Below are 26,175 nucleotides of genomic sequence, written 5' to 3'. Positions count from 1 at the left end.
CCCTTCCGCAGCAGCACGTCGCCCTCGCGAAAATCGACGCCTGCGGAGCGGATGTGCCGTCCAGTGATGGCGGCTTCCTTGACCGTGACGCGCTTGCCTGCCGCGACCGTGTCCTCCTGGATCACGACGGCATCCGCGCCATCGGGAACGACGCCACCGGTGAAGATGCGCACCGCTTCGCCGGGGCCCACTATTCCTGCGAACGGCCGTCCTGCCGCGACCTCGCCGATCACGGTGAGCTGCGCGCCGACCTTCGCCACATCGCTCGCGCGCACCGCATAGCCGTCCATCGCCGACATGGCCTGCGGCGGCTGCGTGCGCAGCGCCGCGACGTCGCGGGCAAGCACGCGCTGAAAGGCCTCGTCGAGCACGACCATCTCTTCCGGTAGCGGCTCCACGCCGGCCAGCACCGCGGCAAGCGCGTCAGAAACCGGCATCAAAGCCACGGGCGAAAACTCCTGCTTGGCACGTTCGAACCATTTCGGCGGCAAGGGTTCTAGCCGAGTGCGCGCGTCGAAGCAAAAGCCGGCGGCCCAGGACGAACAATCCTGCCGCCCTCTGTACGTCGGTGGGATCGTGAGCTCAGGTCCGGCGCGACATGATCTGGGCGACAAGGCAGATTGGCACCAGCGTAGCGATCGCAAGAACGAATGCCACCGGTGCCATGGCCAACATCAGGCTGCGCCCGATTCGCCGTCCGGACTGACGTCTTGTGTCACGTCAGGCGCCCTGGGACTCTGATCCTTGTCGGGCAGCGGGTCGGCCTGGGATTTCAGATCGGCGGCCTTGCTGATCAGCTTGGCCGAGAGATCCGCGTCCGAGGTGTTTCTGGCGAATTCAAGCAGGAGAGAGGCTTGCTTGGTGAGGTAGGTTTTGCCCAACACGACGATAGGTCCGATGTAGAAGTCCCAACGGACTCAAGAGTCCGGAACCGGCATTCCGTTCCCGGAACTCCGTTCACAAATGCACAGAAAGATTTGGTTCCGCCCCCGCGTCAGGAAACGTCGCGGGAATTTGCCGGCTCAGATTCCCAGTGCCTTGAGGGCATTCCCGACGTCGGCGGGCGAGGTCACATGCACCGCCGTCAGTCCGCGTGCACGCGCGCCTTCGACATTCTCGGCGAGATCATCGAAGAACACGATACGCTTGGCCGGCACGCCGATCGCCGCCACGACATGGTCGAAGGCCGCCGCATCCGGCTTGCGCAGGCCGATGCTGGACGACAGGTACAGCTCGCGGAAATGGCCGAGCAGGTCGGCATATTCCTTCGAGAAATAGTCCACGTGCGGCCGGTTGGTGTTGGAGAAGGCATAGAGCGGCATGTGCCTCGCCGCCCGCGGCAACAGCTCCGCGATGTCAGGCATCTCGCCCGTGAAGATCGCGTTCCAGCCTTCCAGGAACTGCGCATCCGAAATGGCGATCCCGAGCGAAGCGCGGAGCGAGGCGAAATAGTCTTCGTCACTGATCTTGCCGACCTCGTGCAGCCGGTAGGCCTCGTCACGCACATAGCGTGCGACGATGGCCTCCGGCTCGCAGCCGGCATGTCCCGCCCAGCAGGCGATCGCCTTGGAGAAATCGATGTCGAGCACTACGCGCCCGAGATCGAACAGAAGCGCATCCGCGCTGCCGGGAGAGAGGGATGTCATTGCGTCCTTTCAGGTCAGTATCGATACGGCTCGATATCTAGCAACGGGAATGCGCTGAATACGCTCGGCGCGTTGGTGGCGGTCGCCGGATGCAGGCAGGACTTGTCGACCTCGGCGAACGAGGTGGCGCCCAGCAGGCCGAGGCAGCGCAGCACCTCGTCCTCCAATAGCTCCAGCATCCGCGTCACGCCGGCTTCACCGGCCGCCGCCAGCGCCCAGCATTGCAGCCGGCCGATGCCGACCATGTCGGCGCCCGCCGCGATCGCCTTGACGATGTCGGTGCCGCGGCAGAAGCCGCCGTCGACCATGATCTTGGCGCGCCCCTTCACGGCGTCGACGATCTCAGGCAGCACGTGCATGGCGCCGCGGCCGTGATCGAGCTGGCGGCCGCCATGGTTGGAAACGTAGATCCACTCGACGCCGTGATCGATTGCGATCTGGGCGTCCTCGGCGGTCGCGATGCCCTTGAGGATCAGCGGAATCTTGAACTTGTCCTTGATCATCTTCACGGTCCGCCACTCCAGACCCTTCTGGAAGTCGCCGCCGGTGGCGCGCAGGCGGCTCTCGCGAACGTAACGTTTGGCGATGTCACGTTCACGACGGCTGTAATGGGCGGTGTCGACCGTCAGGCAGAAGGCGGCATAGGTGTTCTTCTCGGCCCGGCTGACGACATCCGCGACGAACGCGTCATCGCCGCGGACGTAGAGCTGGAAGAAGCGCAGCGCATCGGGGGCGGCCTCGGCGGTCTTCTCCAGGCCCGGGTCGGACACCGAGCTCAGCATGTGGGCCGCCCCGAAGGCGCCGGCGCCGCGCGCCACGCTGGCGGCGCCCTTGGGATCGAAGATCTCGAGCGCCCCGACCGGCGCCAGCACCACCGGCAGCCGCATCTTGCGGCCGAACTGCTCGACGGAACCGTCGACGCTGCGAACGTCGCGCAGCACGCGCGGGCGGAAGGCGATCTCGTCCAGCGCCATGCGGTTGCGGCGCATCGTGGTCTCGGTCTCGGCCGCGCCCACGATATAGTCCCAGGCGTTCTGGTTGAGGTTGGAGCGCGCCTTCCGGATGAATTCGTGCAGGTTCTGGAACGGCTCGTCGCTGGCGCCGAGTTCGACGTTCCGGTGCGACCGGATGCGGGGCGCTTCGTTCATTGTTATCCTCCCGAGAATTTGAAGCCTTATTGTCATCGCCTATCCCGTCCGGCTCTCCAAAACCATCCTAAAATCGCATAGCTGCGAAGCGTGGACCGGCCGACCGATTCCCGCCTGGCGCGAAACGGTGTCGGAACGTTGCCAAAAATTTAGGCCGGCACGAACAGGATTTTGCGATGTGCCCGCCGGCGTGACAGGCCGGCCTTGAAGAAACCAGAATGGTATTGTGAGAAGCGGGCTGGATCGCCATTTGCATGGCACCTCCCAAGCCCCAAGCGAAAAGGCCAGCCAATCCATGCGGAAAACCCTGCTGTTTCCCCTCGGCGCGCTCACCGGAGCGTGTCTCACCCTCATGATGACTGGTCCGCAGGGCGGACATTGGGCGGCGAGGGCGGCGGCGACCGCGGATGATGCCTATTCCCAGCTCAACCTGTTCGGCGAAGTGTTCGAGCGCGTGAAGGCGAGCTATGTCGAGAAGCCCGACAACGCCAAGCTGGTCGAGGGCGCGATCACGGGGATGGTCACCTCGCTCGATCCGCATTCGCGCTACATGAACGACAAGGCCTGGACCGAGATGCAGGAGACCACCTCCGGCGAGTTCGGCGGGCTCGGCATCGAGGTCACCATGGAGGAGGGCCTGGTCAAGGTCGTCTCTCCGATCGACGACACGCCGGCATCCAAGGCCGGCATCCTGTCCGGCGACCTCATCAGCAAGATCGACGGCGAGGCGGTGCAGGGCATGACGCTCGAACAGGCCGTCAACAAGATGAAGGGTCCGGTCGACACCAAGACCAAGCTCACCATCGTGCGCAAGGGCGCCGACATGCCGCTCGACATCTCGATCACCCGCGAGATCATCCACGTGCGCCCGGTGCGGTTCCACGTTGAGAACGGCGATATCGGCTATATCCGCGTCACCTCGTTCAACGAGCAGACCACCGATGGTCTGAAGAAGGCGATCGCGTCGATCTCAAAGGAGATCCCGCCGGAGAAACTCGCCGGCTATGTGATGGACCTGCGCAACAATCCGGGCGGATTGCTCGACCAGGCGGTGTCGGTGTCGAGCGCGTTCCTTCAGCGCGGCGAGGTCGTCTCGACCCGCGGCCGCAATCCGGAAGAGACCCAGCGCTTCACGGCGCATGGCGGCGACCTCACCAAGGGCAAGCCGCTGATCGTCCTGATCAATGGTGGCTCGGCCTCGGCCTCCGAGATCGTGGCCGGCGCGCTGCATGACCACAAGCGCGCGACGCTGATCGGCACGCGGTCGTTCGGCAAGGGCTCGGTGCAGACGATCATCCCGCTCGGCGCCGGCAACGGCGCGCTGGCGCTGACCACGGCGCGCTACTACACGCCGTCGGGCCGCTCGATCCAGGCGCAGGGCATCGCCCCCGACATCGAGATCCTCCAGGAGGTGCCGGCCGAGCTGAAGGGCCGCGTCGACACCATGGGCGAAGCCTCGATGCGTGGCCATCTCTCGGCTGCCGACGGCACCGAGCAGACGGGATCGCAGTCCTACGTCCCGCCGGAAGAAAAGGACGACAAGGCCCTTCACGCGGCCTTCGACTTCCTGCACGGCGTCACCGTGAATGCCGCGGCCGCAAAGCCCGCGCCGAAGACGGCGGTGCCGAACTAACCCTCCGACCGGAAACACCGCCCGAGAGTGGACCCTCGGGCGGTAGTCTCGGCGGAGCCGTCTCCGCGGTTTCAGCTCGGGTTCATGGCAACATAGGTGGCGTCGTAGCGGCCGTCCCGCTCGGCCCATCGCCGGGCGCGGTCGCGTTCAACCAGAACTTCGCCGCGAGGATGAACGTTTAGCTCCAGCAATTGCATCACCTCCGCGGTATACGCATCGAGCGGCATGGCGCGCGCGTCGCTCGCCTGCTGCGCGCCCGTGAGCTCGGTCTGCACGTAAGGCGGTGCGAGCTCCAGTACCTCGACAGGGATCTTGCGGAGCTGATACCGCAGCGATTGGAGCCAGGAGTGCAAGAACGCCTTGCTGGCGCAGTAGGTCGGGAAGTCGGCGCGGGGCACGAAGGCGAGGTTCGAGCTGGTCGCGATGATCGTCGCGTTCGGTTGTCCTTTCAGGACCGGCAGCAGCGCCGCCGTCACGCGCAGCACGCCCAAGATGTTCGTTTCCACGATCGCTTCCGCGTCGGAGGCATCCCAGCCGTCTGCGGTCATGTCCTCCGTCCGCGAGATGCCTGCATTGGCGATCAGCACGTTGAGTTCGGGGAAGCGCGCGAACGTCAATCGCGAAGCGTGACAGCGCTGCGGGATCATCGAGGTCGAGCGGCACCCCGACCATGCCGGGTCGGCCAGCCGTGATCTGATCGAGCAGAGCCTTCCGCCGCCCTGCGATGATGACGCGATTGCCGCGCTCGTGGAAAGCCTCAGCGAGCGCGCGGCCGATGCCGCTGGTGCCCCCGGTGATGAGGATCGTGTTGCCTGTCATCTTCATGGTTCTGCCTCTCTGGATTTGGGTTGGAGGCCACGGCAACCGTGAGAGTCCCAGCGGCGAACGATTCCGAGAAGACGGCGAGCATTCCGGCGCGGGCGAGCCTCGCCGGAACAGACGTCTCGAACGGGTGTGCAGTCGCAGGGCAGGAGGCTGATGGCATACCGTGGCGTCTCGTGAATCGAGATCTCCCTGCTGGGATCCTCTCGACAAAGGACGCGTTGGATGACGGTAACGCCTACGGCAGCGCCGTGTCGGCACGGCAGCTGCGGGCGTGGGAATAGCTTGATCGGGTCGCTATCGTCAAGACCGACCTAGCTCGCCTCGCGGCGGCGGCCCTCGTGGCCGCCGCGCCGGGCGAGCCGGCTGCGATGCAGTGCGAACAGCTCCAGGATATTGTCCGCGGGCTTCGCCGCGCTGAACAGATAGCCCTGCATCTCGGAACACCCGAGCGTGCGCAGCAGGCGCTGCTGCTCCTCGGTCTCGACGCCCTCGGCCGTGGTGGTCATGCGGCGGGCGCTGGCGAGGTGGACCACGGCCTGTACGATGCTGGAGGAGCCGTCGGGACCGGCGATGTCGTTGACGAAGCAGCGGTCGATCTTGATCTTGTCGAACGGGAAGCGGTGCAGGTAGCTCAGCGACGAGTAGCCGGTGCCGAAATCGTCGAGCGCGATGCGCACGCCGATGGCGCGGAGCTGGTGCAGGATTGCAAGAGCGGTCTCGTCGTCGCGGATCAGCACGGCCTCGGTGATCTCTAGCTCGAGCCGGCTCGCCGGCAGGTTGGATGCGGCGAGCGCCGCCATGATATTCAGCGCCAGCGTGCCGCTCTTGAACTGCACGGGCGAGACGTTGACCGCGAGGCGGATGTCGTCGGGCCAGCTCGCGGCGTCGCGGCAGGCGGTCGCCAGCACCCATTCGCCGATCTCGTTGATGAGTCCGGTGTCCTCGGCGATCGGGATGAACTCGGCCGGTGAGACCATGCCGCGTTCGGGATGGCGCCAGCGCACCAGCGCTTCGCAGCCGGTGATGCGGTCATCCTTCAGGCTGAGGCAGGGCTGGTAATAGACTTCGAGGCCGCCATGGGCGATGGCGTGGCGGAGGTCAATCTCGAGCTGCCGCCGCTCGCGCACGCGCGCGTCCATCTCCGGCTCGAAGAAGCGGTAGGTGCGCCGGCCCGCGGCTTTGGCGGCATACATCGCCATGTCCGCGTTCTTCAGGATTTGGTCCAGCGCCGTGCCATGCCGCGGCGCCAGCGCGATGCCGATGCTGGCGTCGGTGGTGAGATGGTGGCCCATGCAGTCGAAGGGCGCGCGGATGGCGGCGAGGACCCGCGCGACGAGATCGTTGACCTGGTCCACCGAGGTCACCGCGCCCTGCACGATGGCGAACTCATCGCCGCCGAGGCGCGCCACGAAATCGGTCGGTCCTGCACAGCGGTCAAGGCTTGCCGCGACCGATTTCAAGAGCTCGTCGCCGACGAGATGGCCAAGCGCGTCGTTGACGCCCTTGAACTCGTCGATGTCGATGTAATGCACCGCGAGCTCTTCGCCGTCGACGATGGCACCCAGGGCCTCGCGCAGATGCTCATGGAACATGGTGCGGTTGGGCAGATCGGTCAGCGCATCGTAATGGGCAAGGTGGGTGATGCGTTCCTCGATGCGCCGCCGCTCGGTGATGTCCTCATGCGTCGCCACCCAGCCGCCATCCCCCAGCGGCTCGTTGAGGATGTGGATCGAGCGGCCGTCGGAGGTGTCGACGACCATGGAGTTGCGCACATGGATGCCGCGCAGCACGCGCGCGACGTATTGGTCCACATCGCCGGCGAAGGAGCCCGTGGCCCTGCGGTGCGCGATGATGTCGTGGAAACTGCAGCCAGGCCTCACGACCTCGGCCGACAAACCGTACATCTCGATGTAGCGCTGGTTGCAGACCACGAGCTGCTGCGAGGCGTCGAACAGCAAGAGGCCCTGGGTCATGTTGTTTACGGCCCGGTCGAGGCGCTGCTTCTCCAGCATCAGCCGCTCGCGCGAGAGGCGATGCTGCTCCAAGAGCTTGCGCACGATCGCGATCAGGACGCCTGCGATGGCGAGCGCCGAGGCGCCAGCGATCGAGATCAGGATGCCGATCTGCTCGCGCCAGTCGGCCAATGCCGCAGCGCGCGTGGTGGTCGCCATCATCAGGATCGGGAAGTGGGGCAGGGCGCGCGCGGAGATCAGCCGGTCCTCGCCGTCGACCGGACTGACGAAGCGTCCGGCGAAGTGATCAAGCCCGAAGATCCTCTGCTGCTCGAACGGGCCGGCCTTGAAATTCCGTCCCATCAGGTCGCTTGCGTGGGGATAACGGGCGAGCAGCGTGCCGTCGCGATGCAGCATCGAGATCGTCGCGCCTTCGCCGAGCACCACGGACTCGAAGAATTTCTCGAAGTTGGCGGGCTCGATGCCGCGCCCGATGATTCCCATGAACTCGCCGTTCGGTCCCACGATCCTGCGTAGGATCAGGATCGTCCAGGCGCCGGAAATACGGCTGTGCACCGGCTCGATCAGCACGTCCGGCGCGTAGGGATCGTACCTGAAGGTCCGGAAATAGGAACGATCGGCGACGTTGACCTTCGGGGCCGGCCACGCCGTCGATGAATTGATCAGATTGCCGTCGGCGTCGATGACGTTGACGCCACCCATATAGGGCAGCGCCTCGATCTTCGAGCGCAGCATCCGGTGGATGTCCTGGCCGGACAAACGCTTGCGATAGTCCTCCGCGTTCGCGATTCCGGTCGCGCGCACGTGGTCGATGAAATCCTTCTGGATGACCGCGAAATCCTGCAACTGCTGATCGAAATGGTGGGCGAGCAGCAGAACGGTGTTCTCCAGCTCGCGACCGCTGTTGCGCAGCGCGCGTTCGCGGTAGTTCTGCGCCATCAGCGTCGCACCGACGGCGATCGCCGCGATCAGGAGTGCGCCGCCCACCACCAGCCAGCGGATCGGTCCGCTGCGGACGAATGCCTGGTCGAGGAGGCGACTGCCGTATCTCGTCATGGTCTCGATCGCTGCCGTGCACACGCCAGGATCAGTTCTTGAGCCCGGAAACACCCGTTGGTTTACGGGAACGATATGGAGGCGGGGTTAGGAAGCGCGGTTAACGCAGAGTGAATCGGTCCGCGCAAACGCGAGCGATGCGCGACGCCCAAAAGCGGGCAGGAATTGCCGAAGTTCATCGCCTTGGCGGACAATTCCTGCCGGCGGGTCGGCCATCAACCGGCGCTTAACCATCTAAGCGTCTGGCGATGCTTGCCGCCAGCTCAACACCAAATTCGGGTCAGCTCTTCGCTGACTTGATCGCAGGCGTTCCACTGCGCGCCAGTATCGCCACCACGATCAGCGCCGCGACGATGTTCGCGGCGGCGCTGATCAGGATCGGCAGCGCATAGCTGTGGTTGACGTCGTAGGCGAAGCCAGCGGCGCTCGGGCCAACCAGCGTGCCGAACGCGACGCTGGTGTAGAGAATGCCGATGATTCCGCTGACGTTGCGTCCGCCAAAATAGTCCATGACCACAGAGGGCAGCACCGCGACCCAGCCGCCGTAGAATACGCCGTAGACGAAGGCGAAAGCGGTGAGGGTCCAGACATCAGCCGCAATGGCCCAGATCACCATGGCGAGCGCCATCCCGATGAGCACCATGATCAGCGAGCGGTCGCGGCCCATGCGGTCGGCAAGCGCGCCGAGGAAGAAGCGGCCCGCGGTGCTGCCGGCCCCGATCATCCCGAGCAGCAGCACGGCGGACGACGCCGCAACGCCATGGTCGCGCGCGTACGGCACGAGGTGGACGAACGGGATGAAGGCGCCAAAGGAACAGACGAGACACGACACATAGAGGCCGCCAAAGCGCGACGAACGGACGGCCTCGCGCATCGAGGCGCCGCCGTTGTTGGTCGAGCTCGCAGCTTCGCGAGGCGGATCGCCGTCGGGGCCGAGGCGGCGATCCTTCGGATCGTTCTCGATCAGCAGCGACAGCCCGCCGCCTATCACAAGCGCGATCACGCCCAGCGCCAGATAGGCGCCGCGCCAGCCCACGGATGCGATCAACAGTGCGGCGAGCGGCGGCATGGCCAGCGTGCCGAGCCCGATGCCGCTGACGGCGAGCCCGGAGGCAAAGCCGCGGCGCCTCACGAACCAGCGTTGCACCGCACCGATCGCGGGAACATAGGCGCAGCCGACCCCGAGGCCGACGCCGAGCCCATAGGCGAGATAGACCTCGACAAGCGAGCGTGCTGCGCTCGCGGCCGCAAGGCCGACCGCGACCAGGATCATGCCGGTGACGGCAAGCGGACGTGAGCCGAGCCGGTCGGCGAGCGGACCGCTGACGAGACCGAGCGCAAAGTAGAGAAATCCCGCGATCGAAAACACCAGCGAGATCGATCCGCGCGAAGCGCCGAAATCGTGCTGGAGCGGCTCCAGAAAGACGCTGAACGTGTAGGCGGAACCGAAGCCGACGAACATGACGGCGAATGCCGCCGCGACGACGAACCAGCCGTGGAAAATGCTGCGAGGAGCCAGCGTGGTGGATTGAATGGTCAATGTTGCCTCCGCGAGGTGAGGGAAGGATGGCGACGATGCCAGGACGTGGTGCGCTGGAACGCAGCACCAGCGCGCACGAGCTGGGCCTCGTCGAGATGAGCGGCGACGAGCTGGAACGCGATCGGCAGTCCGTCCGCCGACGCACCACCCGGCAGCGTGATCGTGGGATGACCTGTCATGTCGAACGGGCAGGTGTAGCGCTGCAGCTTCGCGATCAGGTTCGGCTGCTCGCCGAGCGTCCGGATCATGGCGAGCGTCAAGGGCGGAAACGGGTGCACCGGGATCAGCAGCAGGTCGATGGACTCGAACAGCGCGGCCACCCGGCCGCGCATCGCCAGCCGCCGCAGCAGGATCTTCTGATAATCGAGAGCGGAGAGCGCGCGGCCGGCCTCGATCACCGAGGCGAGGATCGGACCGTACTCTTCCTTGCGGGCAGGATAGGTCGCCTCGTGCGCAACCGCAGCTTCCACCGCACAATTCGGGGTCCAGTCGGCGATCGTCTGCATCACGTCGGGAAATCTGACATCGACGATGTCAGCGCCAAGCGCACGGAATGCATCAATGGCGTCCGCCAACACGCGCTGTGTCGCGGCATCCACGTCGTCGCTGTTCCAGGCGGTGTCGACCCCGATCCGCAAGCCCCGCACGTCCTGTGCGGCCGCGGCCAGATAGTCGGGCACCGGATTGAGCAGCGACGTCGGATCGTTCGGGTCCTGTCCGGCGATGACGCCGAGCATCGCGCCGGCATCGGCCGCGCTGCGGCCGATTGGTCCGATATGGTCGAGCGTCGCCGCCAGCTCGAACGTGCCGTGGCGGCTGACGCGGCCCCAGCTTGGCTTCAGCCCGGTCAGGCCGTTGGCGGCGGACGGCCAACGGATCGAGCCGCCGGTGTCGGAGCCGAGCGAGCCGTAGCAAAGTCCGGCGGCTGTCGCGACCGCCGAGCCGCTGGATGAAATGCCCGGCCAGTAACCCGCATTCCACGGATTCTTCGGCGGCGTCACCAACGGATGGTGATCGGAATAGGCGCCCTCGGTGAGCTGCACCTTGCCGAGCACCACGGCGCCTGCGTCCTTGAGCCGGCGCACGACGGTTGCGTCTTCACCGGGACGAAAATCGCGATGAACCGTGGTGCCCGCCGCCGTCGGAATGCCCTTGGTCCAGAACAGATCCTTCAGCGCAACCGGCACGCCATGCAGCGGGCCCCGATACCGGCCATGAGCGATTTCGGCATCCGCGGTTTTCGCCTCGGCGATGGCCGATTCCGCCATGACGTGAACGTAGCTGCCGAGTTCACGGTCCAGCGCGTCGATACGGTCGAGTTGCGCGCGCGTCACGTCCAGCGCGGAGATTTCGCGCGCCTTGAGGCGTGCAGCGAGCTCGGTGAGTTCGAGATAGTGCAGGGCGTCGGCCACGGCTCGCGTTCTCCATTTTCGCTATCGCAATGACACCGATCCCGAAGAGGGATAGACACCAGTATAAATAATATACGGGTGTCTCTTGCCGTAAACCAGTAAATATGTTTTACCGGTGTTCAAATCTCTGGGTGTTCCGATGTCGAGAGAGTCACGCAAGTTCAAGGTTCCCGACGCGCTGGCGAACGTCTACGATTTCGCCAACACGCTTGATCTTCGCCACTTCACGCATTTCGGCGTGGAGCACCCGCAGAGCGACGAACTCGCCGGGCCGAAGGAACTTGCGGACTGGATGGTGGAACGCGGCCTTGGCGGCGACGGCGGACGTGTCACCCCCGCGATGTTCGAAACTGCGCTGCGGCTGCGCGAGGCGCTACGCGCCTATCTGCAATGCGACCCGGCCGAGCGACGCCGGAACCGAGACGTCCTCGGCGCGCTCGATCGCGCGCTCGCGCCCTTCCCGTTGCGGGTGGAAGTCCGTGCGGGCCGCGGCGCAACGTTGTCGGCAGCGCGCGAGGATGCACTCGCCGGCCTGTCAGCGGTCGCGATCGAGCTTCACGACGCTGCGCTTGTGGGAACGCTGGACCGGCTGAAAATGTGCGCGTCGGAGGAATGCCGCCGGGTGTTTTTCGACCGGTCGAAACCGGCGACGCGGCGATGGTGCATGTCGACGCTGTGCGGCAACCGGATGAAGACGCGTGCCTATCGCGAGCGGCAGCGCGAGGCGAAATAGATCGGGACGTGCGCGCTCAGGCGCGGTAGTGGCCGGACTTGCCGCCCATCTTCTCGACGAGATGGATGCCCTCGATGCGCACGCCGCGCTCCACCGCCTTGATCATGTCGTAGATGGTGAGGCAGGCAACCGACACCGCGGTGAGCGCCTCCATCTCGACGCCGGTGGGACCCGTCACCTTCACGGTTGCGCGTACGAGGCAACCCGGCAGCATCGCATCGGGCTCGATGTCGACCGTGACCTTCGACAGCGCCAGCGGGTGGCAGAGCGGGATCAGCTCCGAGGTGCGCTTCGCCGCCATGATGCCGGCGATACGCGCGGTGCCGAGCACGTCGCCCTTCTTGGCGTTGCCGGAGCGGATCAGCTCCAGCGTTCCCTTGCTCATGATGACGCGGCCTTCTGCGACCGCGGTTCGCTCGGTCGCCGGCTTCTCCGAAACGTCGACCATCCGCGCCTCGCCGGAGGCGCCGATATGGGTGAGGGCAGACGTGGACGCGACCTTCGTTACCGGCCTGGCGAGCTTGCGCGCCATCTCAGCGCGTGCCCGTTGTGCGCGCCGCATCGTTGCCACGCGCGAGCAGCGTGCGTGTAGCCGCGGTCACGTCGGCCTGCCGCATCAGGCTTTCGCCGACCAGGAAGGTCGACATGCCGACGCGTTCGAGCCGCACAAGGTCGGCCGGCGTGAAGATGCCGCTCTCGCCGACCATCAGCCGTTCCTGCGGGATCAGTGGCGCCAGCGCCTCGCTGGTCGCAAGCGTCGTCTCGAATGTCCGCAGGTTACGGTTGTTGACGCCGATCATGGGCGAGCGAAGTTTTAGCGCCCGGTCGAGCTCGGCGCGGTCGTGGATCTCGATCAGCACATCCATGCCATAGGCGAGGGCGGCGTCTTCGAGATCCTTTGCGGTCGCATCGTCGAGCGCGGCCATGATGATGAGGATGCAGTCCGCGCCATGCGCACGGGCTTCGGCCACCTGATAGGTGTCGAACATGAAGTCCTTGCGCAGCACCGGCAGCGAGGTCGCCGCGCGCGCGGCCACCATGAAGTCGAGATGGCCCTGAAACGAGGGCGCATCCGTCAGCACCGACAGGCACGCAGCGCCACCCGCCTCATAGGCCCTGGCGAGCAGCGGCGGATCGAAATCGGCGCGGATCAATCCCTTTGAGGGCGATGCTTTCTTGACCTCTGCGATCAGCGCGTAATCACCGTTGGCGTGCCTGGTTTTGATCGCGCGCACGAAGCCGCGGGGCGCTCCTTGCGCCTTGGCCTTCGCCTCGACCGCGGACAGCGGCTGCGCGCGCTTGGCCGCGGCGATATCCTCGCGCTTGTACGCCTCGATCTTGGTCAGGATGTCCGACATGTGGGCTCAGCCGTTCGAGACCGCGATCAGATGCTTCAGCCGTGCGTTCGCCGCGCCGCTGTCGAGTGACTTCGCGCCGATTGCGACGCCTTCCTTGAGGTCCTTGGCGCGCCCGGCGACGACCAGCGCGGCCGCCGCGTTCATCAGCGCGACGTCGCGATAGGGGCTCGGCTTGCCGTCGAGCACGCTTTGCAGTGCGGTCGCATTGGCGTCGGCATCGCCGCCCTTGAGCGCACCGGCCGCACAGCGCGGCAGGCCCGCGTCCTCCGGCGTCACCTCGAAATTCCTGATCTCGCCGTTCTCGAGCGCCGAGACGAAGGTCGGGCCGGTGAGGGTGATCTCGTCGAGGCCATCGGAGCCGTGCACGACCCAGACGGATTCGGAGCCGAGATTTCTCAGCACCTGCGCCAGCGGCTGCACCCATTGCCGCGAGAACACGCCGACCATCTGCCGCTTCACGCCGGCCGGGTTGGAGAGCGGTCCGAGCAGGTTGAAGATCGTGCGCGTCGCAAGCTCGACCCGGGTCGGGCCGACGTTCTTCATGGCAGGATGGTGGGCAGGTGCGAACATGAAGCCGATGCCGCATTCGCTCACGCAGCGCCCGACCTCGTCGGGCCTGAGATCGATCTTGACCCCGAGCGAGGCGAGCACGTCGGCCGCGCCCGAGCGCGACGACAGCGCGCGATTGCCGTGCTTGGCCACCGGTACGCCGGCGCCCGAGACGATGAAGGAGGCGCAGGTCGAGACGTTGACCGAGCCCGAGCCGTCGCCGCCGGTGCCGACGATGTCGACGGCGTCCGTTGGCGCCGTGACCTTGAGCATCTTGGAGCGCATCGCCGAGACCGCGCCGGTGATCTCGTCCACGGTCTCACCGCGTACGCGCAGCGCCATCAGAAGGCCGCCCATCTGCGAGGGCGTGGCCTCGCCGGACATCATGGCATCGAAGGCGGAAGCCGCTTCGTCACGCGACAGGCTGGCGCCGGTCGCCACTTTTCCAATGATCGATTTCAGGTCGTCCATCGCGTGCTTTCAATTCATTACTGGTTCGCGCCCGTCACCTGCGCGAAGGCGGCCTGATTGATGCTGGTTCCGATGTTGGTTTCAAGCTTGTTGACGTAGGAGGCGACCTGCTCCTCCGTCAGCGCGCGGTCGAGGCTGTCCTTCAGCTTCTTCACCGCGTCGGAGGCGAAGTCGACCGCGGGATCGACGATGTCGGTCACGCGGAAGACGATCACGTCGCTGCCCCCGCTCACAGGCGTCTGTGCAACGCCATCCTTGGCGGTGCGGAAGGCGGCGGCGACCACGTTCGAGGGCACGCCGGCCGGCGAGTCGTCGCGCTTGAAGCCGGTCGTGGTCTCGACCTTGGCGCCGATCGCGGCGGCTTCGTCGGCGAGCTTGCCGCCCTGTTCGAGCTTCTGCACCATCTCGGTCGCCTTGGCCTTCAGCTTGGTCGCGATCTGGTCCTGACGCCAGCGCGCCTCAACCTGGTCGCGGACCTCGTCGAGATTGCGGTCGCGCGAGGGGGTGACGGCGAGCACGTCGTACCAGACGTAACCGCCGCGGAACGAGACCGGGTCATTGTCGACGCCGACGTCGCTGTTGAAGGCCTGCGACACCACGTCGAGGCCCTGCGGAATGTTGGCGACAGGCTGGCCGTCCGGCGCGCGGCCGGAGCGGTCGACGGCGTCGATGGTCACAGCGGTGAGCCCGAGCTTCTTCGCCGCATCCGTCACACTGGAGCCGCCGCCGCGCTCATCCTCCATCTTGTCGCGCAGGTCCGCGACCTTGACGCGCGCGCGTTCGGTCGCGATCTCGCGCTTTAGGTCGGCCGCGACGCTGGCGTAGTTCGCCTCAACGCCCGGCTCGATCTTGTCGACCTTGACGATCGCGGTGCCGAGACGGCCCTGGATCGGCGGGCTGATCTCGCCCACCGGAAGCGCGAAGGCGGCGTCCCCGACCGCAGGATCGAGCGCCGACTTGGTGACGAGGCCGAGATCGACGTCGGCGGCGCTCAGTCCGCGCTCCTTGGCGAGGTCCTCGAAGGGCAGCCCGCCGGCGAGACGCTCACGCGCGGCCTGCGCCTCGGTCGCGTTCGGGAACACGACCTGGTGAATCTGGCGCTTCTCCGGCGTGCCGAGCCGGTCCTTGCGTTGCTCGAACAGCTTCTTTGCGTCCTCGTCGAAGACCTCGGTCCACTTGCCGATCTCCTCTGGCGAGATCACGACAAAGGCAATCTTGCGGTATTCGGGCGCACGAAACTGGACCTTGTGGTCCTCGAAATAGGCGGCGAGCGCCTCGGGCGAGGGCGGATCGATTGTGCCGGCCTGCGCGGCATCGAGCCTGACGAATTCGATCGCGCGCTGCTCGTTCTGGAAGCGGGTGAGTGCATCGATCAGGGCTTTCGGCGGCTCGAGGCCGGCTCCGATCGTGCCGGTGAGCTGCCGGCGCAGCGACACCTTGCGTTGCTCGGCGACATAGCGCTGCTCGGTGTAGCCGAAATTGCGGATCACGGCCTGGAAGCGGTTCGGGTCGAAGTTGCCGCCGACGCCCTTGAAGTTCGGGTCGTTCATGATGAGCTGGCGGATCTGTTCGTCGGACTGGCCGAGCCCGAGCCGGCGCGCCTCTTCGTCGAGGGCGGCTTCCGCGATCGTCTGCTGCAGCACCTGGCGGTCGAGCCCGAAGGCGCGGGCCTGGTCAGGGGTCAGCGGGCGGCCGAACTGGCGGCCGATCTGCTGCAGGCGGTCGGTGTATATCTGACGGAATTCGTTCAGCGAAATCTCGGTGCTTCCCACCTTGGCCAACGTGGACTGACCGAAGCCGCGGAAGATGTCGGCGATGCCCCAAATGCCAAAACTGATGATCAACACGCCCATCACCGCGGCCATAATGGTCTTGCCGAGCCAGTTTGATGAGGCCTTGCGCATTCCTCGAAGCATTGGGTCCAACTTGTTTGGCAGGAAGGGAACGGGAGCGCGCCTTAAAGCAAAATCCGCAAAAGCGCATCACCGAATTGATATGGCATCATAAAGTGGCGGCTTTTCCCCCGCAACCTGCCGCGCCTTAAGCTGTGTTAACGGACCGTGGTCTCTGGAACTGAGGCGCCCGCTCTGCTAGCGCATGGCAAACCCCGATTTCGCTGGAAAATGACATGACCGACGCCATCCGACCTCTGATTGCCGGCAACTGGAAAATGAATGGCCTGAAGGCCTCGATTGCCGAATTCGACGCCATGCTCAACGGCGCGGCAGAGGTGACCGCGAAGGCGGATCTGCTGGTCTGTCCGCCGGCGACCCTGGTTGCGGCTTTTGCGGAGAAAGCCCGCGGAAAGGCGGTGGCCTTGGGGGCTCAGGATTGCCATCCCAAGGCCTCCGGCGCCCATACCGGCGACATCGCCGCCGAAATGCTCGTCGATGCGGGGGCGACCGCCATCATCGTCGGCCATTCCGAGCGCCGCGCCGACCATGGCGAGGGCGACCTCCTTGTGAAACAGAAGGCGGAGGCAGCCTGGCGTGCCAAGGTGATCGCGATCGTCTGCATCGGCGAAACCCAAGCCCAGCGCGACGCCGGCCAGACCCTGGACATCCTGCGCGGGCAGCTCAACGGCTCGCTGCCGGATGGGTCGACCGCCGCCAATCTGGTCGTGGCCTATGAGCCGGTCTGGGCGATCGGCACAGGTCTGACCCCCACCGCCAAGGATGTCGAGCAGATTCATGGCTTTATCCGGGAACTCCTGACCTCCCGTTTCAAGGCGGAGGGCGCCAGGATGCGCATCCTCTATGGCGGCTCGGTCAAGCCGTCGAATGCGGCCGAGCTGATGGTGGTAAAAAACGTCAACGGTGCGCTGGTCGGCGGCGCGAGCCTGAAGGCGGCCGATTTCCTTGCGATTGCCAAGGGCTGCCCCTAGCTAAAGGCCAAGCGCGATCTGGGCCGATCGGGGGTGGCAATGCCCCTCTCGATCGTGTAACACCGCGCAACTTCAGGAAAACCCGCGAAGCGCGATGAGCCGCCGTCTCGGCGCTGTCGGCTTGTGACGGAAGGATACTATGCAGACTGTTGTCATCGTCATCCACCTCATGATCGTCGCCGTGATGATCGGTGCCGTCCTGCTCCAGAAGTCGGAAGGCGGCGGCCTCGGCATGGGGGGAGGCGCGGGCTTCATGTCGAGCCGTGGCACCGCGAACCTGCTGACGCGGACGACCGCGATCCTGGCCGTCGGCTTCTTCATCACCAGCCTGTTCCTGTCCTGGTATGCCGGCTACGACCGCAAGCCCTCGTCGATCATCGGCCAGCCGGCGCAGACTCAGCCGGCCGGCGGGGCGCCGGTCGCACCGCCGACCTCGGGCGGTATCCTGGATTCGCTGAAGAAGGCTGACGAGCAGCAGCAGAACCAGGCACCAGCCGGTCCGCAGGTGCCGCGCTCGCAATAAAGCAGGGGGGCCATGCAGGGCGACGGCTACCGTCCTGCATCAACAATCCCCATCAAGGCACTGTCACCACTCTTAGTTTTGGCTCACCCACAGGCCCGCAGAATCTTTGGGGCGGAAGACGAATCGCTTTGGCGAATCGAATTCGGGGGATTAAAGGTTAAGTCCCATGGCGCGGTACATATTCATCACCGGCGGCGTGGTTTCTTCGCTCGGCAAGGGTCTGGCATCAGCGGCACTCGGTGCCCTGCTGCAAGCCCGGGGCTACAAGGTCCGCCTCCGCAAGCTCGACCCCTATCTCAACCTCGATCCCGGAACGATGTCGCCCTATCAGCACGGCGAAGTGTTCGTGACCGATGACGGCGCGGAGACCGATCTCGATCTCGGTCACTACGAGCGCTTCACCGGTCGGCCGGCGACAAAAGCCGACAACATCACCACCGGGCGCATCTACCAGGACATCATCTCCAAGGAGCGGCGTGGTGATTACCTCGGCGCGACGATCCAGGTCGTGCCGCACGTCACCAACGCCATCAAGGAGTTCGTCCTCGACGGCAATGACGATTACGATTTCGTGCTGGTCGAGATCGGCGGCACCGTCGGCGACATCGAAGGCCTGCCGTTCTTCGAGGCAATCCGCCAGCTCAAGAACGAGCTGCCGCGCGATCACGCCGTCTACATCCACCTGACGCTGCTCCCCTACATTCCGAGCGCCGGCGAGTTGAAGACCAAGCCGACGCAGCACTCGGTGAAGGAGCTGCGCTCGATCGGCATCCAGCCGGACATCCTGCTTTGCCGCACCGACCGCGAGATCCCGAAGGAGGAGCGGCGCAAGCTTGGGCTGTTCTGCAACGTGCGCGAAAGCGCCGTGATCGAGGCGCGCGACGTCGACAACATCTATGCGGTGCCCGAGGCCTATCATGCCGCCGGTCTCGACGACGAAGTGCTCGCCGCCTTCGGCATCGGCTCGCGGATTCCGCCGGTGCTGCAGAGCTGGCAGCAGATCAACGAGCGCATCCGTAACCCCGAGGGCAACGTCACCATCGCCATCGTCGGCAAATACACCGGCATGAAGGATGCGTATAAGTCGCTGATCGAGGCCCTCTCGCATGGCGGCATCGCCAACAAGGTGAAAGTCAATCTCGACTGGATCGAGAGCGAGATCTTCGAGAAGGAAGATCCCGCGCCGTTCCTCGAGCACGTCAACGGCATTTTGGTGCCCGGCGGTTTTGGTCAACGCGGCGCAGAGGGCAAGATCAAGGCGGCGCAGTTCGCACGCGAGCGCGATGTGCCGTATTTCGGCATCTGCTTCGGCATGCAGATGGCGGTGATCGAGGCCGCGCGGAACCTCGTCGGCATCGAGGATGCCAATTCCACCGAATTCGGCCCGACCAAGGAGCCGCTGGTCGGCCTGATGACGGAATGGCTGCGCGGCAACGAGCTCGAGAAGCGCTCGCAGGCGGGCGACCTCGGCGGCACGATGCGGCTTGGCGCCTATCCCGCGGCGCTCAAGCGCGGCAGCCGCGTCTCGCAGGTCTATGGGGGCGCGACCGAGATTTCCGAGCGCCACCGCCACCGCTACGAGGTGAACACCGCCTACAAGGACCGCCTCGAACAGCACGGCCTGAAATTCTCCGGCCTCTCGCCCGACGGCGTGCTGCCGGAGATCGTCGAGTACGAGGACCACCCCTGGTTCATCGGCGTTCAGTTCCATCCCGAGCTGAAGTCGCGCCCCTTCGAGCCGCATCCGCTGTTTGCGTCGTTCGTTCAGGCGGCGGTGGTGCAGTCGCGGCTGGTCTGACGATCCGGCACGACCGGCGTTGAAGCGTCCGGCGCGAGCGATCCGGTGATGAGCTTCATCTGCGGCCGCCGCGTCAGCCGGTAGACCGCGGCGGGCGGCACGTTCAGCATCGCGCGATCCACCAGCTTGGCGCGCAGCCCCAGCCGGTCGAGCACGGGGCGCGGCACCGGGCAGCTCATCCCATAGGTGAACTGATAGAAGGCGCCGCCGGGGCGGATGTAGCTGAACGCGCCACTGACGATCGAGACGACCTTGCGCGTCGACATGTTGAGCAGAGGCAGTCCGCTGACGACCGCGCCGACCGGCGCGCCGTCATAGAGACGGTGCGCTGTGAGCCGCGCCGCATCCATCCACAGCACACGCGCGCCGGGAAAGCGCATTTGCAAGAGCTTCATGAAGTCGGAACCGTATTCGACGAGCGTGAGGTCTTCCTGGCGCACGCCGCGCTTCAAGAGCTTGTAGGTGAACGCGCCGGTGCCGGGACCGAGCTCGAGGATCGGACCGGTCGACGCGGTGATCTCGCGGGTGATGAGATCGGCGAGCGCCGCGCTCGAGGGCGCGATCGCGCCGACCCGACGCGGGGCCGACATCCAGGCGAGGAAGAACGAGAGGAAATCGTTGGGCATGCGCACTCCGGCATTTTGATTCACGCCTCGCAAATCAGCGGTGAGGCGACCTGCAATGTCGCGGGAGTGCATTGCGACAGCATTGCGTGCGGAATTGAATCAGCTGTCTCTGAGTGGCGGCAGCGTGATCCGGAAGCAGGCGCCGCCGTTCGCTCCGTCCAGCACCGAGACATGGCCGCGATGCAGGAGCACGATCTCGCGCACCATGTTGAGGCCAAGGCCGGCGCCGCGATCGAGCGGGGTGAGCCGATAGAACGGCTCGAAGATCATCTCGCGTTGATCGGGCGGAATGCCTGCGCCCTCGTCGGTGACTTCGATGCATGCGGGCTTGCCGACGCGGATGCCGATCGTGCCGCGGCGAGGGCCGTGCTGGATCGCATTCTGCACGAGGTTGGTCAGCGCGCGCTCGAGCGCCGCGACGTCGCCGAGCGTTTCGATCGGTGATGTAGGGGCGTCGAGCGCCAGTTCGTAGCCCGCAGCGATCGCCAGCGGCGCAAGCTCGGCGGCGACGCCTTGTGCGACCGCGACGAGATCGACGCGCGCGAAAGGATGCCCGCAGCGGTCGAGCCGCTGGATGTCCAGCAGCTGCTCGGCGAGCGTGGCCAGTCGTGCGGCATCCTCGATCAGGCGGGTCTTGTCTGGTCCCGGCGGAAGCGACTCCAGCCGCGTGTTGAGGATCGCGATCGGCGTGCGCAGCTCATGCGCGGCGTCGGCGACGAAGCGCTTGTGGCGGGCATAGCCCTCGTCGAGCCGCGCCAGCGCGTCATTGACCGCGGTCACGAGCGGCACGACCTCCAACGGGATGTGGTCCACCGACAGTCGTGCGCCGCGCTGATGGATGTCGATGCGGCGCGCCTGGTCCGCCGTCGTGTCCAGCCCTCTGAAGGCGCGCCGCACGATCATCGGCGTTGCGATGAACGTCGCTGTCCCCATCAGCAGCAGGCCGGGCAGGGCGATGCCGAGGAACATGAGCGAGGTCGTGAAAACGGCCTTGGCGCCGGTGAGCCTGCCTTGCGTTGCCGTGATGACCTGCACATTGCCGGCGTCGGTGTCGACGCGCTTCAGCCGTGCCGGAGGTTTGCGCGGATCGTCCTCGAAAAGCTGCCAGCCCAGCCGCGCCTGGCTGATCTGGTCGAGCGCGCCGCCGATTGCGGCGAATTCAGCCGGCACTGCGCCCTCGCTGATCGAATGTCCCTGCCTGTCCCGGACCAGGAACCAGAGGTCGGGCGTCTCCGCGCGCAACTGCTTCAGCTCCGCCGTTGGCCGCAGCATCAGGCCGCCTTGCGCATCACGCGCGAGCGCATGCTGCACCACGTCGATCACGCGATCTTCGTCGCGCTCGGCGAGCACGAAGCCGGACGCGCACAGCGCCAGGATGACGACGGCAACCAGCGCGACGAGCAGCACGGCCTGGAGCGAGAGCAGTCGCCAGCTCAGCCGCGAGCGCAGGCAATATGGATCGGACTGCTCGCTCACGGCAGCTTCTTCAGGAGATAGCCGACGCCGCGGATGCCGTGGATCTCGACGCCCGCATCGGCCTCGGCAAGCTTGCGGCGCAGCCGCGACACATGGGTATCCAGCGCGTTGGACTGGATCTCGTCGTCGAAATTGTAGACGGCTTCTTCCAGCGCCGAGCGCAGGACCGTGCGGCCCATGCGGCGGATCAGCGCTTCGAGCACCAGGAGCTCGCGGCGCGGCAGCTCGAACGGGCAACCGTCGATGCTGGCCTCGCGGTGGCCGACATCGAAGGCGAGTCGGCCGGCGCGGATGACGTCGGGCGTGAGGCCGGCAGGCCGCCGCAACACGGCGCGCAGGCGCGCCAGCAATTCCTCGACAGCGAAGGGCTTTGCCAGATAGTCGTCCGCGCCGCTGTCGAGCCCGGCGACGCGGTCGGCGAGCTCGCCGCGTGCCGTCAGGACGATGATCGGCACGCCGTCGGCGCGCGCCCTCGGGATCAGGGCAAGGCCGTCACCGTCGGGGAGCTGGCGGTCGAGCAGGACGGCAGCATGGACGTCGGCGGAAATGGCCTCTTCCGCTTCGGCCAGCGTCGGCACGTGGTCCACCACCATGTCATAGCGCGTCAGCGCCGAGGCCAGTGCGCCGGCCATCTCGGCCTCATCCTCGACGAGCAAAATCCGCATGATCCGGCACCTCAATCTCATTCGAACCGTTCTAGCGGCCGTATCATTGCGGCAGCATTGCGGGAAGCGGGTGTGACTGAATGGCGGTCAAGGTCGTCAGCCATGCGCGGAACGCCACAGGGGGCGGCCGGCTAGGGCTCAAGACACTGACATGGCCAGCCGTTATAACCGCCGGACTTGATCAGGGAGGAACAAGAATGATCTACGAAATGCGTCAGTATCGCTGCGTCCCCGGCCGTCTGCCGGCACTGCTCAAGCGGTTCGAGACGGTCACGCTGAAGCTGTGGGAGAAGCACGGTATCCGCCAGGCCGGGTTCTTCACCACGCTGATCGGCGAATCCAATCAGGAGCTGACCTATTTCCTGGCTTGGGAGTCGCTTGCCGAGCGCGAGAAGAAGTGGGGCGCGTTCATGACCGATCCGGACTGGCTCGATGCGCGGGCAAAGTCGGAAGCGGACGGACAGATCGTCGGTAATATCGTCAGCCAGCTCCTGACGCCGACCGCCTTCTCCGCGGTGAAGTGACTTCCGGCCGAAAGGCGCGCTCCGCCCAGGTGCAACCCTGATATTCGGCCGGCCCCCACCCGAAGAGGGTTGATCCGACCCTCATCGCCGCTATGGTCGCGCCGAAACGAGGGGAAATTGGCCTTGAGCTCATCAACGTCAGCAGCGCCGGTCGTCACCATTGGCACGGTCAAATTCGGCAATGATCTGCCGATCTCGATCATTGCCGGGCCGTGCCAGCTCGAAAGCCGTCAGCATGCGCTGGAGGTGGCCTCCGCGCTGAAGGAGATCGCCGCGCGGCTGAAGGTCGGCCTCGTCTACAAGACCTCCTTCGACAAGGCCAATCGCACCAGTGCGTCGGCGGCCCGCGGCCTCGGGCTTGCGCAGTCGCTGCCGATCTTCGCCGAGATTCGCTCTTCGCTCGGCCTTCCCGTGCTCACCGACGTGCACGAGGCCACACAATGCGCCGAGGTGGCGCAGGCGGTGGACATCCTGCAGATCCCGGCCTTCCTGTGCCGGCAGACCGACCTCCTGCTGGCCGCAGCCGCGACCGGCAAGGTCGTCAACGTGAAGAAGGGCCAGTTCCTGGCGCCCTGGGACATGGCCAATGTCGTGACCAAGATCACGAGCGCCAACAATCCCAACGTGCTGGTCACCGAGCGCGGCGCCTCCTTCGGCTACAACACGCTCGTCTCCGACATGCGTGCGCTGCCGATCCTGGCGCGCACCACCGGAGCGCCCGTGATCTTCGACGCCACGCATTCGGTGCAGCAGCCGGGCGGGAAGGGGACGTCTTCGGGCGGCGAGCGCGAATTCGTGCCCGTGCTGGCGCGCGCGGCGGTGGCCGTGGGCGTTGCCGGCGTCTTCATCGAGACCCATCCCGATCCCGACCATGCGCCGTCGGACGGGCCCAACATGGTGCCCTTGCGCGAGTTCGAAGGTCTGATCCGCACGCTGACGGCGTTCGACGCGCTCGCAAAGAATCCGCGCTGATGTCGCAAAAGGAGGCGCGGCCGCACGATCACGGCTTGCCGGCCGCGCTCTATGTGATTTCCGGTGCGAGCTTCGCCGCGGCGCTCTCGGCGCGCGCGCTCGATCCTGTGCTGCCGCATGTCGCCGAGGATTTCGGCGTCAGCATCGCAACCGCCGCAGGTTTTGCCGCGGTGTTCGCCTTCACCTTCTCGATCATCCAGCCGATTGTCGGCGCCGCCGCCGACCTCTTCGGCAAGACGCGGCTGATGATCGGCTGCCTCGCGCTGCTCGGCCTTGCCAACATCCTCGGTGCGCTCTCGACCTCGTTCTCGCTTTTGTTCGCCACCCGCATCCTCGCCGGCATCGGCTCCGGCGGCGTGTTTCCGGTGGCGCTGAGCCTGACCAGCGATCTCGTCGGGCCGGAGAAGCGGCAGGTCGCGATCAGCCGCACGCTCGCCGGCGCGATGACCGGCAACCTGCTCGGCGCTTCCGCCTCCGGCCTGATCGGCGATTTCCTTGGCTGGCGCGGCGTGCTGGCGGTGCTCGGCGTGCTCGTGATCGTCGCCTCCATCGCTGTAGCGGCCGGTTTTCATGGCGCCAAGGTCCAGCATCCGCCGAAGACGAGCCTGTCGGCGCTGAAGGCCGGCTATCGCACCATCTTCACCAATCCGAACGCCTATGTGTGCTACTCGGCCGTGTTCGTCGAAGGCTGCTGCGTGCTCGGCCTGTTTCCCTATATCGCGTCCTTCCTGTTCGATCTCGGGCAGACCTCGCTCTCGATCGCCGGCATCGTCATCGCGGGCTTCGCGGTCGGCGGTCTCTTCTACACGCTGACAGTGTCGCGCCTGCTGCCGCAGCTGGGCGTCAAGGGCATGATGATCGCAGGCATGACGCTGGTGGCCTCGCAACTCGTCGCCGTCGCCTTCGGGCCGCGCTGGGAAATCCAGACGCTGAATCTCGTGGTGATGGGCTGGGGCTTCTACATGGCCCATGGCTGCCTCCAGGTCTTCGCCAGCGAGCTCTCGGTGGAGGCGCGCGCCACCGCGCTGTCGCTGCACTCGTTCTTCTTCTTCATGGGACAGACGGTTGGACCGCTCGCCTACGGCCTTGGTTTGCAGCATGCCGGCAAGATGTCGACGCTGGTCGCGAGCGCCGTGATCATGGTGGTGCTGGGCCTCGTCTGCGCGACGCTGCTGAAGCAGCGCGCGCCCGCGGATGCGCGCTGAGGCTTCTGGTTATCCTTGTTGTTCGCGGGGCTTTCGCCTTCGAGAGCAAAGCGGATCTGTTCTCCTCGACCTGAGACTTACCGGTTCTGACCCAAGGCGAAAGTCACCCCTTCAATGTTGAGCAAATTCAGCGTAGCACCTGGCAGGGATGAGACTACCGATCAAGAAGATCGGACTCCCGGAGTGCGGCCGCGAGCGAGTTGTGCGCTATGCGGATTCGGCTGATGCCAGATGACTGAAGCTGCGCTCTACCGGCGTCGGGGCGGCGGCAAGCCTCGTTGCCAGATGGTCCCGTTGTCGAACTGAATGACCATGCCGTCCGGGGAATAAACTGCGCCTTCGTTGAAGGCATCGACCCAGATCCGGCTTGTCGGCGAAAACCAGTCTGGCCATGCTTGTGCTGGGACGCCTGCTTCGGTCAGGAGGTTAAGTGCCGCTCCGTTCTGCGTGATATGAGCAGGTAGGCCTCCCCGGCACTTGTCAACGCACGTATAAATGCCGGTAAGGTTGATCGATTGTGCCGATGCGCCTCCGCTGGCGAGCGCGGGGAGGATTGCAATAACTAGCCACAAACGCTTCATGACATCACTCCATTGTTCAAATAATCAAACTGGCCTGACGGCTGGACTGCGGCGCCAAGCTCTCTTTCGGGCGCCCTCCCGCCCTTCATTGATTTCAGTCTGCTAGCGAGAGAAGAAGATGCGTTGGGAACGTGCCGCGCGCTATGCAGGTTCGGCACGCTATCGTCGGTACGCCGAGAGAGGCACTTGGAAGGGACGCATGTCGCTGGGCCAGGGGCTGATCAGCCATGCCCTAGACAAGGAAAAGGCGCCGATGACAGCCGGCGCCGATTTGCCGAAGGTGCATAGTCGCGTGTGGACGAGCAACATCGCGAGCGTCTCGTCGGCGGCCAACGAGACCGGCCGCGCCGCGACGGGCGTGCTCAAGGCCGCTGCCAATTTGTCGAGCCAGTCGACCTCGCTGACATCGGAAGTCGACAGCTTCATCAGCCAGGTGCGCGCGGTGGCGTAAAGCCATCGCGACCCGACAATTGGCGCTGCTCCATCCGGGCACCTCGCCGGCGCGGGCGCTAATATCGCCCGCATTCGGGCCAAGCGCCGCCGCCTTGAGGATGACGATGAGGTCGTAACGAGCGGA

25 protein-coding genes and 1 pseudogene are annotated in these 26,175 nt (G+C 65.7%); 9 read left to right on the top strand and 17 right to left on the bottom strand.

The features are described 5' to 3' along the window. The 4 genes from AYJ54_RS53035 to AYJ54_RS35755 all read right to left on the bottom strand — a co-directional run. The coding region (locus tag AYJ54_RS53035) for a MoeA family protein (RefSeq protein ID WP_488226336.1) at positions 1 to 446 on the bottom strand (446 nt) is incomplete at its 3' end. Between the two features lie 228 nt (positions 447 to 674). Further along, positions 675 to 884: a hypothetical protein gene (locus tag AYJ54_RS35765; protein WP_063706625.1), complete on the bottom strand. Its 210-nt coding sequence runs from the start codon at positions 882 to 884 to the stop codon at positions 675 to 677. A 138-nt stretch (positions 885 to 1,022) separates the two neighbouring features. Further along, complete coding sequence (locus AYJ54_RS35760) at positions 1,023 to 1,646, bottom strand: HAD family hydrolase (RefSeq protein ID WP_063706623.1); 624 nt, start codon at positions 1,644 to 1,646, stop codon at positions 1,023 to 1,025. Between the two features lie 14 nt (positions 1,647 to 1,660). Then, positions 1,661 to 2,794 (bottom strand): alpha-hydroxy acid oxidase, encoded by a 1,134-nt coding sequence (locus AYJ54_RS35755; RefSeq protein WP_063706621.1) that lies wholly within the window; start codon positions 2,792 to 2,794, stop codon positions 1,661 to 1,663. A gap of 295 nt (positions 2,795 to 3,089) precedes the next feature. On the opposite strand from AYJ54_RS35755, the gene AYJ54_RS35750 reads away from it, so the two are divergent. Beyond that, the gene (locus AYJ54_RS35750) at positions 3,090 to 4,427 is read left to right on the top strand and encodes a S41 family peptidase (protein ID WP_063706691.1); all 1,338 of its coding nucleotides are present in this window, start codon (positions 3,090 to 3,092) and stop codon (positions 4,425 to 4,427) included. 71 nt (positions 4,428 to 4,498) lie between these two features. Here AYJ54_RS35750 and AYJ54_RS35745 read toward each other — a convergent pair whose 3' ends face one another. The 5 genes and pseudogenes from AYJ54_RS35745 to AYJ54_RS35725 form a co-directional block, all read right to left on the bottom strand. Beyond that, on the bottom strand, positions 4,499 to 5,044 hold the full coding sequence (locus AYJ54_RS35745) for an SDR family oxidoreductase (protein ID WP_430641456.1): 546 nt from the start codon (positions 5,042 to 5,044) through the stop codon (positions 4,499 to 4,501). A gap of 61 nt (positions 5,045 to 5,105) precedes the next feature. After that, positions 5,106 to 5,246: pseudogene (locus tag AYJ54_RS54155) on the bottom strand (SDR family NAD(P)-dependent oxidoreductase); the annotation flags it as partial. A gap of 317 nt (positions 5,247 to 5,563) precedes the next feature. Next, positions 5,564 to 8,281, bottom strand: a complete 2,718-nt coding sequence (locus AYJ54_RS35735) for a bifunctional diguanylate cyclase/phosphodiesterase (RefSeq protein ID WP_063706688.1) — start codon at positions 8,279 to 8,281, stop codon at positions 5,564 to 5,566. A 280-nt stretch (positions 8,282 to 8,561) separates the two neighbouring features. Next, complete coding sequence (locus tag AYJ54_RS35730; protein ID WP_063706617.1) at positions 8,562 to 9,821, bottom strand: MFS transporter; 1,260 nt, start codon at positions 9,819 to 9,821, stop codon at positions 8,562 to 8,564. Next, entirely contained in the window at positions 9,818 to 11,233 is a 1,416-nt protein-coding gene (locus AYJ54_RS35725) for an amidase (protein ID WP_063706615.1), read from the bottom strand. The genes AYJ54_RS35730 and AYJ54_RS35725 overlap by 4 nt, the downstream gene beginning before the upstream one ends. A gap of 139 nt (positions 11,234 to 11,372) precedes the next feature. On the opposite strand from AYJ54_RS35725, the gene AYJ54_RS35720 reads away from it, so the two are divergent. Then, the gene (locus tag AYJ54_RS35720) at positions 11,373 to 11,966 is read left to right on the top strand and encodes a CGNR zinc finger domain-containing protein (RefSeq protein WP_063706613.1); all 594 of its coding nucleotides are present in this window, start codon (positions 11,373 to 11,375) and stop codon (positions 11,964 to 11,966) included. Positions 11,967 to 11,982: 16 nt separating this feature from the next. Here AYJ54_RS35720 and moaC read toward each other — a convergent pair whose 3' ends face one another. Genes moaC through AYJ54_RS35700 form a run of 4 tightly spaced genes read right to left on the bottom strand, consistent with a single transcriptional unit; the run spans position 11,983 to position 16,260 of the window. Further along, complete coding sequence (gene moaC / locus AYJ54_RS35715; protein WP_063706612.1) at positions 11,983 to 12,498, bottom strand: cyclic pyranopterin monophosphate synthase MoaC; 516 nt, start codon at positions 12,496 to 12,498, stop codon at positions 11,983 to 11,985. 1 nt (position 12,499) lies between these two features. Then, positions 12,500 to 13,324, bottom strand: coding sequence for an indole-3-glycerol phosphate synthase TrpC (trpC, locus tag AYJ54_RS35710; RefSeq protein WP_063706610.1), 825 nt, complete (start codon positions 13,322 to 13,324; stop codon positions 12,500 to 12,502). A gap of 6 nt (positions 13,325 to 13,330) precedes the next feature. Then, positions 13,331 to 14,344, bottom strand: coding sequence for an anthranilate phosphoribosyltransferase (trpD, locus tag AYJ54_RS35705; RefSeq protein ID WP_063706608.1), 1,014 nt, complete (start codon positions 14,342 to 14,344; stop codon positions 13,331 to 13,333). Between the two features lie 17 nt (positions 14,345 to 14,361). Continuing rightward, positions 14,362 to 16,260, bottom strand: a complete 1,899-nt coding sequence (locus AYJ54_RS35700) for a SurA N-terminal domain-containing protein (RefSeq protein ID WP_063706605.1) — start codon at positions 16,258 to 16,260, stop codon at positions 14,362 to 14,364. 212 nt (positions 16,261 to 16,472) lie between these two features. Here AYJ54_RS35700 and tpiA point away from each other — a divergent pair, with 212 nt between their 5' ends. The 3 genes from tpiA (at position 16,473) to pyrG (ending at position 19,549) form a co-directional block, all read left to right on the top strand. Next, positions 16,473 to 17,228 carry a triose-phosphate isomerase gene (tpiA, locus tag AYJ54_RS35695; protein ID WP_063706603.1) on the top strand — a complete coding sequence of 252 codons (756 nt, stop codon included), beginning with the start codon at positions 16,473 to 16,475 and terminating at the stop codon, positions 17,226 to 17,228. Between the two features lie 139 nt (positions 17,229 to 17,367). Next, the gene (secG, locus tag AYJ54_RS35690) at positions 17,368 to 17,751 is read left to right on the top strand and encodes a preprotein translocase subunit SecG (protein WP_063706601.1); all 384 of its coding nucleotides are present in this window, start codon (positions 17,368 to 17,370) and stop codon (positions 17,749 to 17,751) included. A 166-nt stretch (positions 17,752 to 17,917) separates the two neighbouring features. Next, positions 17,918 to 19,549 (top strand): CTP synthase, encoded by a 1,632-nt coding sequence (gene pyrG, locus AYJ54_RS35685; protein WP_063706599.1) that lies wholly within the window; start codon positions 17,918 to 17,920, stop codon positions 19,547 to 19,549. On the opposite strand, the gene AYJ54_RS35680 is transcribed toward pyrG, so the two are convergent. From AYJ54_RS35680 to AYJ54_RS35670, 3 genes are all read right to left on the bottom strand, one after another. Further along, complete coding sequence (locus tag AYJ54_RS35680) at positions 19,516 to 20,175, bottom strand: class I SAM-dependent methyltransferase (RefSeq protein WP_063706597.1); 660 nt, start codon at positions 20,173 to 20,175, stop codon at positions 19,516 to 19,518. The genes pyrG and AYJ54_RS35680 overlap by 34 nt on opposite strands. A gap of 99 nt (positions 20,176 to 20,274) precedes the next feature. Next, positions 20,275 to 21,651 (bottom strand): sensor histidine kinase, encoded by a 1,377-nt coding sequence (locus tag AYJ54_RS35675; protein WP_063706595.1) that lies wholly within the window; start codon positions 21,649 to 21,651, stop codon positions 20,275 to 20,277. Beyond that, positions 21,648 to 22,316, bottom strand: coding sequence for a response regulator (locus tag AYJ54_RS35670; RefSeq protein WP_063706593.1), 669 nt, complete (start codon positions 22,314 to 22,316; stop codon positions 21,648 to 21,650). The genes AYJ54_RS35675 and AYJ54_RS35670 overlap by 4 nt, the downstream gene beginning before the upstream one ends. A 197-nt stretch (positions 22,317 to 22,513) precedes the next feature. On the opposite strand from AYJ54_RS35670, the gene AYJ54_RS35665 reads away from it, so the two are divergent. From AYJ54_RS35665 to AYJ54_RS35655, 3 genes are all read left to right on the top strand, one after another. Further along, on the top strand, positions 22,514 to 22,840 hold the full coding sequence (locus AYJ54_RS35665; RefSeq protein ID WP_063706591.1) for an NIPSNAP family protein: 327 nt from the start codon (positions 22,514 to 22,516) through the stop codon (positions 22,838 to 22,840). Between the two features lie 123 nt (positions 22,841 to 22,963). Continuing rightward, on the top strand, positions 22,964 to 23,812 hold the full coding sequence (gene kdsA, locus AYJ54_RS35660) for a 3-deoxy-8-phosphooctulonate synthase (protein ID WP_063706589.1): 849 nt from the start codon (positions 22,964 to 22,966) through the stop codon (positions 23,810 to 23,812). Beyond that, positions 23,812 to 25,017 carry an MFS transporter gene (locus tag AYJ54_RS35655; protein ID WP_063706588.1) on the top strand — a complete coding sequence of 402 codons (1,206 nt, stop codon included), beginning with the start codon at positions 23,812 to 23,814 and terminating at the stop codon, positions 25,015 to 25,017. Before kdsA ends, AYJ54_RS35655 begins: the two co-directional genes overlap by 1 nt. Positions 25,018 to 25,265: 248 nt before the next feature. Here the strand turns inward: AYJ54_RS35655 and AYJ54_RS48240 are convergent, their stop codons facing one another. Further along, positions 25,266 to 25,598, bottom strand: coding sequence for a hypothetical protein (locus AYJ54_RS48240; RefSeq protein ID WP_082906013.1), 333 nt, complete (start codon positions 25,596 to 25,598; stop codon positions 25,266 to 25,268). Positions 25,599 to 25,797: 199 nt separating this feature from the next. Here AYJ54_RS48240 and AYJ54_RS35650 point away from each other — a divergent pair, with 199 nt between their 5' ends. Beyond that, a complete protein-coding gene (locus tag AYJ54_RS35650; RefSeq protein ID WP_063706586.1) occupies positions 25,798 to 26,049 on the top strand; it encodes a hypothetical protein in 252 nt (83 codons plus the stop codon). Positions 26,050 to 26,175: the final 126 nt, after the last annotated feature.

It is taken from the genome of Bradyrhizobium centrolobii (genome assembly GCF_001641635.1).
Lineage (GTDB): Bacteria > Pseudomonadota > Alphaproteobacteria > Rhizobiales > Xanthobacteraceae > Bradyrhizobium > Bradyrhizobium centrolobii.
The sequence above is the reverse complement of the archived record's forward strand: the minus strand, read 5'-3'. Positions and strand labels throughout refer to the sequence as shown.

Bases quoted from the DNA above. Each gene is read 5' to 3' on its own strand.
- AYJ54_RS35650 (WP_063706586.1), top strand. From the start codon at position 25,798: ATGTCGCTGGGCCAGGGGCTGATCAGCCATGCCCTAGACAAGGAAAAG.
- secG (WP_063706601.1), top strand. From the start codon at position 17,368: ATGCAGACTGTTGTCATCGTCATCCACCTCATGATCGTCGCCGTGATG.
- AYJ54_RS35680 (WP_063706597.1), bottom strand. From the start codon at position 20,175: ATGCCCAACGATTTCCTCTCGTTCTTCCTCGCCTGGATGTCGGCCCCG.
- pyrG (WP_063706599.1), top strand. From the start codon at position 17,918: ATGGCGCGGTACATATTCATCACCGGCGGCGTGGTTTCTTCGCTCGGC.
- AYJ54_RS35665 (WP_063706591.1), top strand. From the start codon at position 22,514: ATGATCTACGAAATGCGTCAGTATCGCTGCGTCCCCGGCCGTCTGCCG.
- moaC (WP_063706612.1), bottom strand. From the start codon at position 12,498: ATGGCGCGCAAGCTCGCCAGGCCGGTAACGAAGGTCGCGTCCACGTCT.
- AYJ54_RS48240 (WP_082906013.1), bottom strand. From the start codon at position 25,598: ATGAAGCGTTTGTGGCTAGTTATTGCAATCCTCCCCGCGCTCGCCAGC.
- tpiA (WP_063706603.1), top strand. From the start codon at position 16,473: ATGACCGACGCCATCCGACCTCTGATTGCCGGCAACTGGAAAATGAAT.
- AYJ54_RS35655 (WP_063706588.1), top strand. From the start codon at position 23,812: ATGTCGCAAAAGGAGGCGCGGCCGCACGATCACGGCTTGCCGGCCGCG.
- trpC (WP_063706610.1), bottom strand. From the start codon at position 13,324: ATGTCGGACATCCTGACCAAGATCGAGGCGTACAAGCGCGAGGATATC.
- AYJ54_RS35700 (WP_063706605.1), bottom strand. From the start codon at position 16,260: ATGCTTCGAGGAATGCGCAAGGCCTCATCAAACTGGCTCGGCAAGACC.
- AYJ54_RS35735 (WP_063706688.1), bottom strand. From the start codon at position 8,281: ATGACGAGATACGGCAGTCGCCTCCTCGACCAGGCATTCGTCCGCAGC.
- AYJ54_RS35750 (WP_063706691.1), top strand. From the start codon at position 3,090: ATGCGGAAAACCCTGCTGTTTCCCCTCGGCGCGCTCACCGGAGCGTGT.
- trpD (WP_063706608.1), bottom strand. From the start codon at position 14,344: ATGGACGACCTGAAATCGATCATTGGAAAAGTGGCGACCGGCGCCAGC.
- AYJ54_RS35760 (WP_063706623.1), bottom strand. From the start codon at position 1,646: ATGACATCCCTCTCTCCCGGCAGCGCGGATGCGCTTCTGTTCGATCTC.
- AYJ54_RS35720 (WP_063706613.1), top strand. From the start codon at position 11,373: ATGTCGAGAGAGTCACGCAAGTTCAAGGTTCCCGACGCGCTGGCGAAC.
- AYJ54_RS35755 (WP_063706621.1), bottom strand. From the start codon at position 2,794: ATGAACGAAGCGCCCCGCATCCGGTCGCACCGGAACGTCGAACTCGGC.
- AYJ54_RS35670 (WP_063706593.1), bottom strand. From the start codon at position 22,316: ATGCGGATTTTGCTCGTCGAGGATGAGGCCGAGATGGCCGGCGCACTG.